Source organism: Endozoicomonas sp. ALB091 (genome assembly GCF_049310265.1).
Classification (GTDB): Bacteria; Pseudomonadota; Gammaproteobacteria; order Pseudomonadales; family Endozoicomonadaceae; genus Endozoicomonas.
Genome location: NZ_JBLYNQ010000003.1, coordinates 364862 through 380018, shown reverse-complemented (window position 1 = coordinate 380018; position 15157 = coordinate 364862). Strand labels below are relative to the sequence as shown.

The 15157-nt window shown below is 50.7% G+C and carries 15 protein-coding genes; 12 read left to right on the top strand and 3 right to left on the bottom strand.

Annotated features, from left to right (window positions below; genetic code table 11):
* Positions 1–156 precede the first annotated feature (156 nt).
* Together ACO6UX_RS04690 and eno are read left to right on the top strand one after the other, a co-directional pair.
* A complete protein-coding gene (locus ACO6UX_RS04690) occupies positions 157–441 on the top strand; it encodes a DUF406 family protein (protein WP_422445309.1) in 285 nt (94 codons plus the stop codon).
* Positions 442–713: 272 nt separating this feature from the next.
* Positions 714–2006, top strand: a complete 1293-nt coding sequence (gene eno, locus ACO6UX_RS04685) for a phosphopyruvate hydratase (RefSeq protein WP_422445307.1) — start codon at positions 714–716, stop codon at positions 2004–2006.
* Between the two features lie 135 nt (positions 2007–2141).
* Here the strand turns inward: eno and ACO6UX_RS04680 are convergent, their stop codons facing one another.
* Positions 2142–4109 (bottom strand): WD40 repeat domain-containing protein, encoded by a 1968-nt coding sequence (locus tag ACO6UX_RS04680; RefSeq protein WP_422445305.1) that lies wholly within the window; start codon positions 4107–4109, stop codon positions 2142–2144.
* 295 nt (positions 4110–4404) lie between these two features.
* Between ACO6UX_RS04680 and ACO6UX_RS04675 the strand changes: the two genes are divergently transcribed.
* The 9 genes from ACO6UX_RS04675 to rpoS all read left to right on the top strand — a co-directional run bounded on the left by ACO6UX_RS04675 (position 4405) and on the right by rpoS (position 11345).
* Positions 4405–4677 (top strand): septum formation initiator family protein, encoded by a 273-nt coding sequence (locus ACO6UX_RS04675; RefSeq protein WP_422446143.1) that lies wholly within the window; start codon positions 4405–4407, stop codon positions 4675–4677.
* A 64-nt stretch (positions 4678–4741) separates the two neighbouring features.
* Positions 4742–5476, top strand: coding sequence for a 2-C-methyl-D-erythritol 4-phosphate cytidylyltransferase (gene ispD / locus ACO6UX_RS04670; protein ID WP_422445303.1), 735 nt, complete (start codon positions 4742–4744; stop codon positions 5474–5476).
* The gene (gene ispF, locus ACO6UX_RS04665) at positions 5476–5955 is read left to right on the top strand and encodes a 2-C-methyl-D-erythritol 2,4-cyclodiphosphate synthase (RefSeq protein ID WP_422445301.1); all 480 of its coding nucleotides are present in this window, start codon (positions 5476–5478) and stop codon (positions 5953–5955) included. The genes ispD and ispF overlap by 1 nt, the downstream gene beginning before the upstream one ends.
* A 286-nt stretch (positions 5956–6241) precedes the next feature.
* Positions 6242–6823, top strand: a complete 582-nt coding sequence (truD, locus tag ACO6UX_RS04660; protein WP_422445299.1) for a tRNA pseudouridine(13) synthase TruD — start codon at positions 6242–6244, stop codon at positions 6821–6823.
* Between the two features lie 17 nt (positions 6824–6840).
* Positions 6841–7590 carry a 5'/3'-nucleotidase SurE gene (gene surE, locus ACO6UX_RS04655; protein WP_422445297.1) on the top strand — a complete coding sequence of 250 codons (750 nt, stop codon included), beginning with the start codon at positions 6841–6843 and terminating at the stop codon, positions 7588–7590.
* Complete coding sequence (locus tag ACO6UX_RS04650; protein ID WP_422445295.1) at positions 7587–8255, top strand: protein-L-isoaspartate(D-aspartate) O-methyltransferase; 669 nt, start codon at positions 7587–7589, stop codon at positions 8253–8255. The genes surE and ACO6UX_RS04650 overlap by 4 nt, the downstream gene beginning before the upstream one ends.
* A gap of 106 nt (positions 8256–8361) precedes the next feature.
* Positions 8362–9291, top strand: coding sequence for a DUF368 domain-containing protein (locus ACO6UX_RS04645; protein ID WP_422445293.1), 930 nt, complete (start codon positions 8362–8364; stop codon positions 9289–9291).
* Positions 9292–9641: 350 nt separating this feature from the next.
* Positions 9642–10211: a peptidoglycan DD-metalloendopeptidase family protein gene (locus tag ACO6UX_RS04640; protein ID WP_422445291.1), complete on the top strand. Its 570-nt coding sequence runs from the start codon at positions 9642–9644 to the stop codon at positions 10209–10211.
* A 102-nt stretch (positions 10212–10313) separates the two neighbouring features.
* Entirely contained in the window at positions 10314–11345 is a 1032-nt protein-coding gene (rpoS, locus tag ACO6UX_RS04635) for an RNA polymerase sigma factor RpoS (RefSeq protein WP_101747077.1), read from the top strand.
* Positions 11346–11410: 65 nt separating this feature from the next.
* Here rpoS and fdxA read toward each other — a convergent pair whose 3' ends face one another.
* Complete coding sequence (gene fdxA, locus ACO6UX_RS04630) at positions 11411–11734, bottom strand: ferredoxin FdxA (RefSeq protein ID WP_101747078.1); 324 nt, start codon at positions 11732–11734, stop codon at positions 11411–11413.
* A gap of 219 nt (positions 11735–11953) precedes the next feature.
* Complete coding sequence (gene mutS / locus ACO6UX_RS04625) at positions 11954–14536, bottom strand: DNA mismatch repair protein MutS (protein ID WP_422445288.1); 2583 nt, start codon at positions 14534–14536, stop codon at positions 11954–11956.
* 359 nt (positions 14537–14895) lie between these two features.
* Here mutS and ACO6UX_RS04620 point away from each other — a divergent pair, with 359 nt between their 5' ends.
* Positions 14896–15138 (top strand): type II toxin-antitoxin system RelE family toxin, encoded by a 243-nt coding sequence (locus ACO6UX_RS04620; protein ID WP_422445286.1) that lies wholly within the window; start codon positions 14896–14898, stop codon positions 15136–15138.
* Positions 15139–15157: the final 19 nt, after the last annotated feature.

Genomic DNA, 15157 nt, shown 5'->3' with positions numbered 1-15157 from the left:
TACATTATTTGACCAGTAATTTGGAATATGGTTCCATTTTATTTCCGATTTTTCTTATTCACTCATTTTTCAAGGCCATTGTGCTATCTTATGGTTGATTTTTTCAGAAAATGATTCCTTGCATATCATCATCTGCCATTCAACAGGAGGCCTGATATGGACAATACCACCGCTGAACTGGAAGTTGATGCCGATCACTGTTTAGAGATTGGCCAGGTGATTGCACCCGGGGATACTCACCTCGAAATGACCATAAAGGGGGATACTGAGCAACAGGCAAACGACCAGATGGCAACGATGGAAGCCCTGGCCAACCGTATTTCTGACCACTGTCAGGTAAAGAAAACGGTGAATCTCCATCAGGGCAGTGCCACCATTGATGCCATGTTTGATTTTGACTGCACAGCAGAAAAACTGATTTTTGAATTGTATCTCAGGTAGTAATTTTACTTATCATTGTTAGGGCTGTTTGATGATTATTTGACCATTGATGCCTGGTTTAAACGATGGTTAACAGGCGATTAACAGTCGTTAACAGTAACGATCAGAAATCCACGAAGCTCAATGTTGGCGCGGTGTCCAGCGAAATTGTAAGGCTTTGACACAGGATTTTCCGGTGGTATAGTTGCCGCTCCCGTAACAATGCCACCGCTCTTTTACGGTATTGCTTACCTCTCACTTGAAATTTCCGAATTCTTCACCCGGAGTATCTCATGACCGCTATCAAGGAAATCAAGGCTCGCGAAGTCCTCGATTCTCGTGGTAATCCCACTGTTGAAGCTGACGTCATTCTTGAGTCTGGTGCCTTTGGTACTGCCTGTGCTCCCAGTGGCGCTTCCACGGGTTCCCGCGAAGCTCTGGAGCTGCGTGATGGTGACAAGTCCCGCTACCTGGGCAAGGGCGTTCTGCAAGCCGTTGCCAATGTTAACGGTCCTATCCGTGAAGCACTGCTTGGTTTTGATGCTAATGACCAGCGTGGCCTGGATCAGAAGATGATCGATCTGGACGGCACTGACAACAAAGCCAAGCTGGGCGCTAACGCCATCCTGGCGGTGTCTCTGGCCGCTGCCAAAGCCGCTGCCGTTGATAAAGGCATGCCTCTGTACGTGCACATTGCTGAGCTGAACGGTACTGCTGGCCAGTTCACCATGCCAGTGCCAATGATGAACATCCTGAACGGCGGTGAGCACGCTGACAACAACGTTGATATTCAGGAATTCATGATCCAGCCGGTTGGTGCCAAAAACTTTGCTGAAGCGCTGCGCATGGGTGCTGAAGTATTCCACGCTCTGAAGAAAGTTCTCTCCGACAAGGGCCTGAACACTGCCGTGGGTGACGAAGGTGGTTTTGCACCAAACCTGGCTTCCAATGCAGACGCTCTGGCGGTCATCAAAGAAGCTGTTGCTGCGGCCGGTTACACTCTGGGCACCGACATCACTCTGGCTATGGACTGTGCAGCTTCCGAGTTCTACGAAGATGGCAAGTACAACCTGAAAGGCGAAGGCAAAGTCTTCACTTCCAATGAGTTCTCTGACTACCTGAAAGGTCTGACCGAAGAATACCCGATTATCTCCATTGAAGATGGTCTGGATGAATCTGACTGGGACGGCTTCAAGTACCAGACTGAACTGCTGGGTGACAAGATCCAGATCGTTGGTGACGACCTGTTTGTAACCAACACCAGGATCCTGAAAGAAGGTATCGATAAGGGCATCGCCAATTCTATCCTGATCAAGTTCAACCAGATCGGCTCTCTGAGCGAAACTCTGGATGCGATCAAGATGGCCAAAGATGCTGGCTACACTGCCGTTATCTCTCACCGTTCCGGTGAGACCGAAGACGCCACCATCGCTGACCTGGCGGTAGGTACCTGTGCTGGCCAGATCAAGACCGGTTCACTGTGCCGTTCTGACCGTGTAGCCAAGTACAACCAGCTGATCCGTATCGAAGAGCAGCTGGAAGGCAAAGCGCCTTACCGTGGTATTGCTGAATTCAAGCGTGCCTGATTAGCGGTCGCTGCTGATGGAAAGGGGAGGCTTTAAGCCTCCCTTTTTGTTTGCCTGGCGAAGCGGGCAAACCCGTCAGGCTCAAAGAAGCCTGAGCCGCCCCGACCGGCGGAAAGTCAATCCGTCGATCGCCCTTTACCTGTGAACTTTTGGAGCAGACTTTCGGGTCTTTTTTCTAGGGGGAGGCATCAGTTCATTTAAAGAGCACTGGGGATGTGGTGCTAAATCTTCCTTATAAAGGTGCCAGACCTGCACCAGTTGAGCGTCGTTACTGATAGCCATTAAATGTCCTCCGTTGGCACTGAATGTTACCAGGTCAAGCTTGTAATGTTGGTGCAGCGTCGATTTGTGTATCCAGTTGCCATCTGCCGTAAGGCCATAGATTATGATGGCGTCATCATTTCTGGCTTCGATGACAATATGGGAGCCATCGTGGTTAAATTTGGCCGAGTAAACCCCGCCTGCTGTCGTAAAATTGAGGCTGGTTATCCAGTTGCCACCGGCCGTACAAGTGTGGATTCTGGCGTTGCATACAGGCAGGGATATGGGTGAGTAATTGCGGGAAAATGTCAGAATATGGCGGCCGTCAGCGCTGAACGTGGCTGAGGTAATATACATATCATCATGGACGATAATCTGTTGTTTTGACCAGCGCCTGGCGTTTGCGTCATACCGGTAGATTTTTGCTGTATGATCGCTACTGGCCGTGACTAGATAGTGGCTATCGGGGCTAAATCTAGTAGAAGAAATCCGTCGTTTATGCTTAATCGTGGTTTTATGCTGCCAGTTGTCGTGGGTATCAAAGCTCAGGATTCTGGCAGTATAATCGAAGCTCTCCGTTACTGCATGACGACTGTCAGGACTGAATGAAGTGTCGGTGATTTCCAGGGAGTGGTTAACACAGGTTTTTTTTACCCAATGGTTATCGGTGTTGCTGAAAATCGTTGCGGTACGATCTGGTTGGTTATTCTTGTCGCTAATGGTGATGATATGTTTGCCATCAGGGCTGAATTCAGCGGCAGTGACCTTACCATTATGGTCCAGGGTAGTCAGCTCCAGCCAGTTGCCGTTGCTGTCACGGGCATGGATTTTCGCTGTGTGATCGACACTGGTGGTGACTATCAAGCGGCTGTCAGGGCTGAATGTTGTTGAAAGAATCCTCCCTTTATGTCCCATTGTTGTTGTTACTATCCAGCGGCCAGCCTGGTTCATTGTGCATATTATGGCTCTGCGACCACTCCTGGCCATCACTGCATGGCGGCTGTCGGGGCTGAAAGTCGCCGAGCTGATAAATCGATCAGAAATGATGATGAGTTTTTCTGTCCAGCTGCCGTCGGCATTACAGCTGGTGATTTTTGCGGTTGAAGCCGTGTAGCTCAATATATGCCGGTTATCAGTGCTGAAGGTGATCCGCCGCACTCTGTCTTCATGGGCAATGGCTATCTCTGCGGGCCTTGCGGTGATTTCCGTCCTGCCATAATCCGAACCACAGCGCGCGTAACTGTTGGTCGCCAGAAAGCGTCCATCGCTGCTGAGTTTGGCTGATGCAGCCGTAAAGGGGATGCAGTCAATGGATATTGCCAATTCCGGCTGGAAAGTACGACAGTTAACCATCAACTGGTTCACTGTGTAAAACAGGATTTGCGGGAAATATTTCCCTTTTTGTGGTTCCCGTGGCGGTATGTCATTGTCTGTCACTTCCCCGGCTGAATGGCCGCAAATAGTGCTGATCAGCGTTTCATTGCCGGTGAATTGCCTCAGCCAGGCTTCCAGTTCATGGTTGCTGATGTTTTTGGCAATCTGGATGAATTGCTGCTGCTGTCGTGGCTCGAGCTGTTTAAACCAGATCCTGGCGGGCAGATGATCTGCACGGATGATAGCCAGCAAAGACGAACAGGTCTGTGCCATGGCCTTGATATCACGGTCCCCTAAAAAACCCAGTATGTGCCTTATGGGTTGCTCTGGAAGATCCAGCAATAGCAATGGCCCCGGGTTGGTAACGGCGGTGATTCGGTTGCTGGTTCTGTGTTCCACGGGCGGGATGGTGGTGGCAGCCGGAGGGGTATGGCTGTTGGTACTGCCAATGGGGTTGCCAGTCGGCATATTCCGAACTCCCGGGTCTTTGGCCTACGGGTGATGGGTAGCCAGTACCAGATTGAACTCAACAGCAGTCCGGGTGTAGAACGCTGTCTTTCGTTAATAAATACCCGGGATAGTAAGAGCGGTCATTTGAGTTGCTTATTTTGATGTCTGGCTTTTTCTAATGACCTTCATTAATGTGAAACAGTTCAAAGATCCGGTTATATGTTAAACCACGGGTACTCCTGTTAAACTTCACCGTTAAGTCTCTATTACTGCCCCTGCTGCTGGATAGTGACGGTTTAAAGCGGAACTGATGATGAAAAAACTGGCAATAGCCCTGTTGACACTGCTGCTGGTTTACCTGCAAACCAGGCTCTGGATTGGTGAAGGCAGTGTGGCTGAAATGTTGACACAACAAGATAACCTTGAGCGGTTCAGACTGGAAAATGAACGTTTGTACCAGCGTAATCGTCTGCTGGCCAAAGAGGTTGTGGAGCTGCAGCAGGGGATGGAAACGGTTGAAGAGAGAGCCCGTCAGGAGCTGGGTATGATCCGCAGTGATGAAACGTTCTTTTTGACTTACGATTAAATCCTGTATTGGTCAGGAGCCGTTTCTGAGCGGGCTTCTGGATGTTCAAATTAAGGGTGTCAGAGTGAGTAGCGTAGAAACCATGAATACGGTTCGTTACTGGGCGGTTGTTCCGGCAGCGGGCGTTGGCCGCCGAATGAATATCGATATTCCCAAACAGTACCTTGAAATCAAGGGTAAGCCTCTGATGGTGCATACTCTGGAGCGGTTGCTGGATTTTCCCAGGCTGGAAAAGATCGTGGTGGTGCTTGATCATAATGATGAGTATCACCAATCCATTGAATTACTCCGCAACCCGGGAATTCTCCTGGCCCAGGGGGGGGATGAGCGTTACCACTCGGTACTTAATGGTTTGAAAGTGCTATTGGATATTGGTTCCCCTGATGACTGGGTACTGGTTCATGATGTGGCCCGCCCCTGCATTCGTCGTTCTGATATGGAGTGGCTGGTGAACCAGCTCCATGACCACCCTGTAGGCGGTCTGCTGGGTTGCCCGGTTACCGATACCATCAAGCGGGCCGGGGGCAATGATGTTGTGTCTGAAACGGTAGACCGTCAGGGGCTCTGGCATGCCATGACACCGCAGATGTTCCGTCTGGGCATGCTGCATGACGCCATGGCAAAAGCGATAGCGGATAAGATGCCGGTAACGGATGAGGCCAGTGCCATTGAATACGCTGGCAAGCAGCCCGTGATGGTGGAAGGACATGCCGATAATATTAAGGTGACCCGGGGAACTGATCTGGCTCTGGCCACTCTATATATAGAACAGCAGTCGAAACTTATTGAGGTCACTTGATGCGTATTGGTCATGGTTTTGATGTTCACCGCTTTGGTGAAGGTGATTATATTGTTCTGGGTGGGGTAAAAATCCCTCACACCCATGGGCTGGTGGCGCATTCTGATGGCGATGTGCTGCTTCATGCACTTTGCGACGCACTTCTGGGAGCGGCAGGTCTGGGTGATATTGGCAAGCATTTTCCGGACACTGATGAACGCTATGCTGGCATTGATAGTCGCAAGTTACTGCGTCATGTTATTGCTCTGCTTGAGCAGCACAACCTGGTTCCCGTCAATATGGACAGTACCATCATTGCCCAGTCGCCTAAAATGGTACCGCACATTGATCAGATGCGGCAGAATATCAGCGAAGACATGGGGATTGACCCATCTCTGGTGAATGTCAAAGCGACCACCACTGAAAAGCTGGGCTATACCGGTAGAAAAGAGGGTATTGCAGTTCACGCCGTTGTTCTGTTGACCGATTTGGGATCGTGATCCATAGGGTGGAGTCTTCTGGGAGGCTGTCCGAGAATAGCGCCCGTAGCGAGGATGGCAGAAAATTGAGGATAAAAAGTCGGAAATTTTTAGTGAATAGTGGTTCTATTGACTAAAAATTTCCGACTTTTTAGACCAATTTGCTGCCACCGCAGTAGGGCAGTCTATTCTCGGACAGCCTCCTGGGAGGCCCGCCACCCATGGTTATTTTTCGGTATTTCCTTTCAAAAACTGCGTCAAACGCGGTATTGTTTATTGTTAATTTTTGCTTTGTTGAGTGCGCATCATGGATGCAGATGTACCGATGCCTGCCGATTACTCCGTTGATTGGTATTACGCCTTTGGTGGTCCTTTAGGCAGCTGTCTTTTCAAATCCTGTCATGAAGATTTTCTGGTTGATGAGCTACTGCCTTTTGAGCCCGAAGGTGAAGGTGAGCACCTTTTCCTGCTGATTGAAAAAAAAGGGGAGAATACCGACTGGGTCGCAGGGCTTCTGGCGAGACATGCAGGGGTCAGAAGACAGTCGGTAAGTTATGCCGGGAGAAAGGATCGCCATGGAATTACACGTCAATGGTTTTGTGTTTCCCTGCCTGGTATGGCTGATCCCGACTGGAGTGGACTGGAGAGTGACACCATACGGATCCTTCGACAGGCCCGCCACCGGAAAAAACTGAAAACCGGAGCCCTGAAGGCAAATGATTTCTGCATCACATTGCGGAATGTAGATGCTGATCCTGCGCTGGTTAATGCCCGGTTAGAGCAGATATCTCGTGCAGGGGTGCCCAATTACTTCGGTGAACAGCGCTTTGGTCATGAGGGGCGTAATATTGACAAGGCCGTCGATGGGCTTAAGAAAAGTTTGGATTAATTCAGGATTGAGGGACTATGACCATATTGCTATCCAATGATGATGGCGTTACCGCCAGGGGATTGGCCCTTTCGTTTGCCACCATGAAATCACACGGTCAGTGCTGGGTAGTGGCTCCGGATAATGACTGTTCTGGCAAGGGCCATTCCCTCACTCTGGACCGGCCACTGTGCATGAAAGAACACGACAATGGGTTCTTCAGTGTGAACGGAACACCGGCAGATTGTGTCAATCTCGCTGCCAGTGGGCTGTTTGGCCGCCTTCCGGAACGCGTAGTTTCCGGTATTAACAGTTGCGCAAACCTGGGCGATGATGTGCTCTACTCGGGGACTGTGGCTGCGGCTATGGAAGGACGCTTGCTGGCAAAAACCGCAATCGCTATTTCATCCTGTGGTCAAGAGGATCACCACCTGGAAGTGAGCGCCAGAGTGTTGCACGATTTGATGTTGCGCCTTGATGATCAGGTTCTGCCAGAAGGCACGATACTCAATGTCAATGTCCCGGCCTGTGACTATGAAGAGATCCGTGGGATGAAAATTACCCGGCTCGGCCATCGTCACCCGTCAAAGCCTCCGGTAAAAATGACGGATCCCCGTGGCAATACGGTGTGGTGGATCGGTGGTGTTGGTAAGCCCCTGGTTGCTGAGGAAGGGACTGATTTTCATGCAGTGGCTTCTGGCTATGTATCCATTACCCCATTGCAATACGATAAGACCGGCCATGCAACGTTATCACTGATGGAGGATTGGCTTGGAGCCTGTGTATGAGGGATCTTGAAATTGATGGTATCGGTATGACATCACGCCGGACCAGAGAGCGGCTGATCCAGCGTCTGATGGATCAGGGTATTCAGTCCGGCAAGGTTCTGGATGCCATTCGCACCATTCCCCGTCATCTTTTTCTTGATGAGGCGCTGGCGCATCGTGCTTATGAAGACACAGCACTGCCGATTGGTCATAATCAGACGCTGTCCCAGCCGTATATTGTCGCCAAAATGACGGAAGTGCTGTTGGCCCGGGGTGAACTGAACAAGGTGCTGGAAATTGGCACCGGATCCGGTTATCAGACGGCTGTGCTTGCTTCGCTGGTGGCCAGGGTCTGCTCCGTGGAGCGCATCAGGCCATTGCAGGAGAAGGCACAGCAGAGGCTTTCCAGGCTTTCTCTGAAGAATGTTCGTCTTCGTCATACCGATGGTGGTATGGGGTGGCCGGAAGAAAGTCCATTTGATGGGATTATCGTCACGGCGGCACCGGGAGAAATTCCTGCAGCGTTGTTGAGCCAGCTGTCTCCGGAAGGTGGCAGGCTGGTCATTCCGGTGGGAGGAAACAACTTTCAGGATCTTGTGTTAGTGACCAGAAACGGTGATGAGTATCAGCGCAAGGTGTTGGAAGCTGTCCGGTTTGTACCGTTGCTGGCGGGTGTTATACGCTAATACGTCATAAAAAAGACGTTGTTTTTTTGAACGTACCCACACAAAAAAGCAGTCAGTCAGGGATGACTGATGGCATTTACTTAACTTCTGTTCCAAAGGTCAGAACATGTCGAATCATTCTTCTTACTTTGCCCTCATCGCCAGGGGAATGGCTATGGGGGCCGCCGATGTTGTGCCGGGCGTATCCGGTGGAACCATCGCATTTATTACTGGTATTTATGACCGGCTGCTGAATGCCTTGAAAAGTGTTAACCCATCGTTACTGAAGGTACTGGGTGAGGAAGGGGTTGCCGGTGTGTGGCAGAGAATAGACGGCACATTTCTGGTGTGTGTGTTTGGTGGTGTGCTGACCAGTATTCTGTCCTTTGCCCATGTGATTACCTGGTTCCTGGCGACGTATCCGGAGATGCTCTGGGCATTCTTTTTTGGTCTGATTCTGGTGTCCGGATTGCATATGATTCGTCAGGTTGATCAGTGGAATGTGGCGACTGTCATCACCCTGATCGCTGGTATTGTGATTGCTTATGCTGTGGGTGTATTAACCCCGACCAGTCTTGAACCAGAGCCGGTGACGCTGTTTTTTGCCGGTAGCATTGCTATCTGCGCGATGATTCTGCCCGGTATTTCCGGTAGCTTTATGTTACTGATGATGGGGCTGTATGGTCCGGTCATTGATGCTGTGAAGAGTTTGAATTTCAGTGTACTGACCGTTTTTGGCCTGGGCTGTATCGGTGGTTTGCTCAGCTTTTCCCATGTGTTGTCATGGCTGCTAAAAAAGCACCGCGATCTGGCGATTTCACTACTGACCGGCCTGATGCTTGGAGCTCTGGGCAAAGTCTGGCCATGGAAGGAGACACTGGAAACACGGGTTAACAGTTCCGGGGAGCTGGTCCCGCTGATTCAGGCGAATGTGTCGCCGATGAATTATCAGGGAATTACCGGGCAGCCTGCTTATCTGGTTGAATCTATTGGGCTGATGATTTTTGCCATTGCTTTGGTGGCGATGATTGAGCGGGTGGGTAGTAAAAATCACTAAACTAGCGCACCAATATAGGTGAAAATACTGATATTGGTATAATATTTCAAACCATAAGTTACGGTTTATATTCTTTTATTGAATAAATGATTTTTGTGGGCAGCCAGGGTAATGGAGTTGATAAAGTGTTGGATTTCATGAAAATCACTCTGATTAATTTGAGTGATTGCTCAAAAAAAATACTTTTTCTAACAGCCTGCCTGCTAATCGCAAGTTGCAGCCATGATCCGGCCAGGGTTACGGTCACTGACCTGAGATCACCACCGAAGGTGACTTCAGGTCAGCATGTTGTCCAAAGAGGAGAAACCCTTTATTCAATAGCCTGGCTCTATAGCAGAGACTTCAGAGAGTTGGCCCGAAAGAATAGCATTCGAAGTCCTTATACTATCTATCCGGGGCAGAAAATAAACTTATCTATCCGCCGGTCCGTGGTTGCTGCTCCGTCGGTGACTCCAGTCAGGCAGCCAAAGAAAACCGTTGCCAAAAGCAGCGCTCCGGTCAAAAAATATACAGCAAAGAGTTCGACGCCAAAAAGTACCGCTTCCGGCAGCAGTGGCTGGCAATGGCCTGCGAACGGAAAAATTATTTCCGCCTATTCGCTCAAAATGCCCGTTAACAAGGGGATTGATATTGGCGGCAAATTAGGAGAGCCTGTAAAGGCAGCAGCCAGTGGTGAGGTAGTGTACGCAGGAAGCGACCTGTCCGGCTATGGCAGGCTGATCATTTTGAAACATAATAGTAGCTATCTGAGCGCATATGCGCACAACAGGGATCTATTGGTGAATGAGGGAGACTCAGTTAAAGCGGGCCAGAAGATAGCCGAAATAGGTTCTACAGGAACGACGGAGCCTAAGCTGCACTTCGAAATTCGGCGTGATGGTAAACCGGTCGACCCGATGGGGTACCTTCCAGGGCGCTGATAGCGAAGGTCAGTGGCTGTTGTAGTAGAGGGATCTCACGGGTGTCGGCGCAACTTCGGGTTGCCCGGCATAGAGTGGGACTTTCGGATAGGACTAACTCTTATGGCATCGAAGAGGGATGACGCAGAGCTAAGCAGTTATGCTGACGATGTAATCCAGGGACAGGATGAATTGAGCCCGGACGAAAATGCCGGTGACCTCATTGAAGTGGTTGACGAGAACGATGATATCGATAAGCCGCGGCCTGCGGCTGTGTCTCCGGTGAGTACCGGTCGTCGAAAAGAAGACGATGGATTTTACAAATCCATCGATGCAACCCAGCTGTACCTGAATGAGATTGGCTTTTCACCTCTCCTCACCCCCGAGGAAGAGGTTCACTACGCCCGCCTTGCCCGAAAAGGGGTAGAAGCGGGCAGACGCCGGATGATTGAAAGTAATCTCCGGCTGGTTGTTAAAATCTCCAGGCGCTATGTCAACCGTGGACTGACACTGCTTGATCTGATTGAAGAGGGTAACCTCGGACTGATTCGTGCGGTTGAGAAATTTGATCCGGAACGTGGATTCCGTTTTTCAACCTACGCGACCTGGTGGATACGACAGACGATTGAGCGGGCGATCATGAATCAGACCCGCACCATACGTCTGCCCATTCATGTGGTTAAAGAACTGAACGTCTATCTCAGGGCTGCCAGGGAGTTAACCCAGAAGCTGGATCATGATCCCAGCCCGGAAGAAATTGCCGAGTTGCTGGATAAGCCGGTGGCTGATGTAAAACGGATGCTCGGTCTTAATGAGCGAGTGACATCGGTTGATACACCACTGGGACCTGACTCTGATAAATCCATTCTGGATACGATCTCTGATGAAAAAGGTGCCGACCCGGCCGAATTGCTACAGGATCTGGATCTCAATGACAGTCTTGACCGCTGGTTAGGTGAGTTATCAGAAAAACAGCGAGAGGTGGTTGCCCGCCGGTTTGGTCTCAGGGGGTATGAAACCAGTACGCTTGAGGAAGTCGGTAAGGAGATTGGCCTGACCCGTGAACGGGTAAGACAGATTCAGGTAGAGGCTTTAAAACGGCTTCGATCTATTCTTGAAAAGCAGGGGTTGTCAGGAGAGTCCCTGTTTAACTGATGGCCTGACATTCTCTGTTAATAAAAAAGCCATGGGTAACCCCCATGGCTTTTTTACTATTGAACTCAGCGTTCCAGCTGGTCCAGCTTGCCCTTCACGCCATCCCACTCTGCTGCATCAGGGAGAGGGTCTTTCTTCTCAGTAATGTTATCCCAGACATCTGCGAGCACGGCGTTCAGTTCGATGAACTCCTGCTGATCATCGGGAACCTCATCTTCGGAGAAAATAGCGTTTGCCGGACACTCTGGCTCACAAAGAGCGCAGTCAATACATTCATCCGGGTGAATAACCAGGAAGTTTGGTCCTTCATAGAAGCAGTCCACAGGACAGACTTCCACGCAATCGGTGTATTTGCACTTGATGCAGTTTTCACCCACTACGAAAGCCATGGTGGTTAAACTCCATTTGATCTGACTAAAAAAAAGTACTGCCCGGTTTTGCTGTTATATTCGTGATTCACGAAAGCATGTCATAATGTGACATTCAGGTTCTCTTAACAGAACCTGAGGCAATACAAAAATATCGGGCAAGTCTACCAGAGTTGTAAACCCGCTGGATAGCCGTGATGAACATAAACTTATACCGGTCAGGGTATAAGCACCATTAAATCATTTTCCCAGCCCCTTGAGCGTATAAAGAAGCTCCAGAGCCTGGCGGGGTGTCAGGTTATCCACGTCTGTTTTATCCAGGGCTTCAACCGCCGGGTGTGGCTCAGGGCTGGCAAAAAGATCAGCCTGAGGTGTGAAAGTAGCCTTTCCCAATGGTTTTGCAACAGGTTGTGGAGCGGGTTCCTGCTGCTCCAGCATGGCCAGTTTCTGCCGTGCCTGGTTAATGACATGTCGGGGTACACCGGCCAGTTGTGCCACCTGCAGGCCATAGCTCTGGCTGGCAGGACCTTCCTGAACCGCATGAAGAAAGACAATGCTATCGTCATGTTCGGTCGCATTGAGATGTACGTTCACTACCGTATTGCACTCTTCGGGCAGCTGGGTCAACTCAAAGTAGTGGGTGGCAAACAGGGTGAATGCCCGTACTGAATCCGCCAGATATTGAGCGCAGGCCCAGGCCAGGGATAGCCCATCGAAGGTGCTGGTTCCTCGGCCGATTTCATCCATCAGCACCAGACTCTGCTCGGTGGCGTTATGCAGAATATTGGCGGTTTCCGTCATTTCCACCATAAAGGTTGAACGACCACCGGCCAGGTCATCCGAAGAGCCGATGCGGGTGAAAATCCGATCCACCAGACCAATACGCGCACGGGATGCCGGTACAAAGCTGCCAATATGAGCCAGCAGCACAATCAACGCCGTCTGTCGCATATAGGTGGATTTACCGCCCATATTGGGACCGGTGATAATCAGCATACGACGCTGAACATTGAAGGTGACATTGTTTGCCACAAACGGTTCGTCCAAAACCTGCTCAACAACCGGATGGCGGCCTTCAACAATATCAATACCGGGGCTCTGCAGGATTTCAGGACGGCAGAAGTTCAGTGTCTCAGCGCGTTCAGCCAGGTTGCTGAGCGCATCCAGCTCTGACAGGGCCATGGAGCACTCCTGGAGCGGTCCCAGCTCTGCCACCAGTTTGTCCAGAAGTTCATCGTACAGTGCTTTTTCCCGGGCCAGGGCACGGCTTTTGCTGGACAGCGCCTTGTCTTCAAACTCTTTCAGCTCCGGGGTAATAAAGCGTTCAGTGTTTTTCAGGGTCTGACGGCGAATGTAGTCTACCGGGGCGTTTTCGGATTCACGGCGACTCAACTCGATATAGTAACCATGTACCCGGTTGTAACCGACTTTAAGGCTGGGCAGACCCGTACGCTCACGCTCCCGTAATTCCATTTGAACCAGATAGTCGCCCGCATTCTCACTGATGGAACGAAGCTCATCCAGCTCGGCGTCATAACCTTCGCCGATCACCCCGCCATCACGGATCACCACAGGTGGGTTCTCAATGATGGCCCGGGTCAATAATGCTTCGAGTGCAGGGTGTTCACTGATGCTTTTTGCCAGTTGATGTACTGTCTGGCTATCAATCGTCGCCAGCTGTTGCTGCAGTTCTGGCAGTTGCTGCAGGGCATCCCTTAACCGTGCCAGATCCCGTGGTCGGGCAGATTTCAGGGCAACCCTGGCAAGAATACGTTCAATGTCGCCAATATGTTTGAGAATGGGGTAAAGGGACTCAAAATGGCAGCCATCTTTCAGGGCAGTGATTGCTGACTGACGGGCCTGCAGCTTGTCAATATTGCGCAGTGGCCGGTTGATCCATCGTCCGAGCAGGCGGCTGCCCATGGCCGTGGCTGTACGATCCAGCACGGCCGCCACGGTGTGCTCCCGGGCACCATTCATATTGGTGGTCAGTTCCAGGTTTCTCCGGCTGGCGGCATCCAACACCACGCTCTCTTCGCGGTTTTCCTGGGCCAGGGCGCGAATGTGGGGCAGGGCGGTGCGCTGTGTTTCCCGGGCGTACTGCAGCAGACAGCCAGCCGCTTCAATAGCCAGTGTTAAGTGGCTGCAGCCAAAGCCATCAAGGCTTTGTGTCTGGAACTGTCGGGTTAATTGCTCAACCGCACTCTCATGGTCAAAGTCCCACGGGGGGCGTTTGCTGGAACCGGGGCGACGCAGTAATATCTCAGGCCAGTTGCGGTCATCATTCAGCAATACTTCGGCCGGGCTCAGGCGCTCAACTTCAGAAAGCAGTGCCTCTTCACTGGTCACTTCAAGCACATTGAACCGACCACTGCTGATATCGAGAAATGCCAGCCCATAGCGGTTTTCCCGCTGGTTGACCGCCATTAGCAGATTATCCTGACGCTCATCCAGCAAAGCCTCATCACTGACGGTACCAGGGGTCAGAATACGAACCACCTTACGCTCCACCGGCCCTTTGCTGGTGGCCGGATCACCAATCTGCTCGGCAATGGCAACGGACTGACGCAACCGGATCAACCTGGCCAGATAACCCTCCACCGCATGGTATGGAATACCCGCCATGGGGATGGGTTCGCCACCGGATTGCCCTCGTTTGGTCAGGGTAATGTCCAGCAGGTGGGCAGCCTTTTTGGCGTCGTCATAAAACAGCTCGTAGAAATCACCCATCCGGTAAAACACCAGGTGATCCCTGTGCTGCTGTTTGATGCGCAAATACTGCTGCATCATCGGAGTGTGGTTGGAGAGGTCTGTATTATTCATTCAATTCGGTAGTTCAGGTGGTGGTGTCTGATTCTTGGGGCAGTCCAGATCCGATTAACCTCACTCTGGCTCTCGGTTTTCATCCAGCTGCCATAGCGTTTAACCAGCATCGAGTAATCCGTGTGCCCCATCTGATCGGCAATAAATGCAATGTTAACATGCGGGTAGTTTGCCAGCAGGCAAAAGTATCACTGGTTTGACAAATTGTTTTGTATGACCGAACCAGTAATGCAATGCCGTTTCGCGCCAGTTTATTCCTTGCCAAAATCGGCAGCATATCAAATGTGCAAGATTTTTTGTTGATTAACCTTAAGTAAACTCTATATTTACTTTAAGTTAGGTTGTAGTAGAATAATATAATGTTCAAGGTGGTTTACTCAAAGCAGGCCGTTAAAGTTCTGAGGAAAACTTCAGAGCTTGACCGGTTGAGGATTCAAAAGGCCATCAACAAGCTTCCAGACGGTGATGTAAAGAAGCTGGCGGGTGGATCAGGCTATAGGCTGCGGGTTGGAGGCTGGCGCATTGTTTACGAGATTGAGCATGACAGGCTGATCATTGAGGTGATCAAAATTGCGCCGCGAGGCAATGTTTATAAGCATTAAAGATGGGGGCAATGTCCCC

Coding starts and splice junctions, on each gene's coding strand:
- ACO6UX_RS04690 (WP_422445309.1), top strand. CDS start 157: ATGGACAATACCACCGCTGAACTGGAAGTTGATGCCGATCACTGTTTA.
- eno (WP_422445307.1), top strand. CDS start 714: ATGACCGCTATCAAGGAAATCAAGGCTCGCGAAGTCCTCGATTCTCGT.
- ACO6UX_RS04680 (WP_422445305.1), bottom strand. CDS start 4,109: ATGCCGACTGGCAACCCCATTGGCAGTACCAACAGCCATACCCCTCCG.
- ACO6UX_RS04675 (WP_422446143.1), top strand. CDS start 4,405: ATGAAAAAACTGGCAATAGCCCTGTTGACACTGCTGCTGGTTTACCTG.
- ispF (WP_422445301.1), top strand. CDS start 5,476: ATGCGTATTGGTCATGGTTTTGATGTTCACCGCTTTGGTGAAGGTGAT.
- truD (WP_422445299.1), top strand. CDS start 6,242: ATGGATGCAGATGTACCGATGCCTGCCGATTACTCCGTTGATTGGTAT.
- surE (WP_422445297.1), top strand. CDS start 6,841: ATGACCATATTGCTATCCAATGATGATGGCGTTACCGCCAGGGGATTG.
- ACO6UX_RS04650 (WP_422445295.1), top strand. CDS start 7,587: ATGAGGGATCTTGAAATTGATGGTATCGGTATGACATCACGCCGGACC.
- ACO6UX_RS04645 (WP_422445293.1), top strand. CDS start 8,362: ATGTCGAATCATTCTTCTTACTTTGCCCTCATCGCCAGGGGAATGGCT.
- rpoS (WP_101747077.1), top strand. CDS start 10,314: ATGGCATCGAAGAGGGATGACGCAGAGCTAAGCAGTTATGCTGACGAT.
- fdxA (WP_101747078.1), bottom strand. CDS start 11,734: ATGGCTTTCGTAGTGGGTGAAAACTGCATCAAGTGCAAATACACCGAT.
- mutS (WP_422445288.1), bottom strand. CDS start 14,536: ATGAATAATACAGACCTCTCCAACCACACTCCGATGATGCAGCAGTAT.
- ACO6UX_RS04620 (WP_422445286.1), top strand. CDS start 14,896: ATGTTCAAGGTGGTTTACTCAAAGCAGGCCGTTAAAGTTCTGAGGAAA.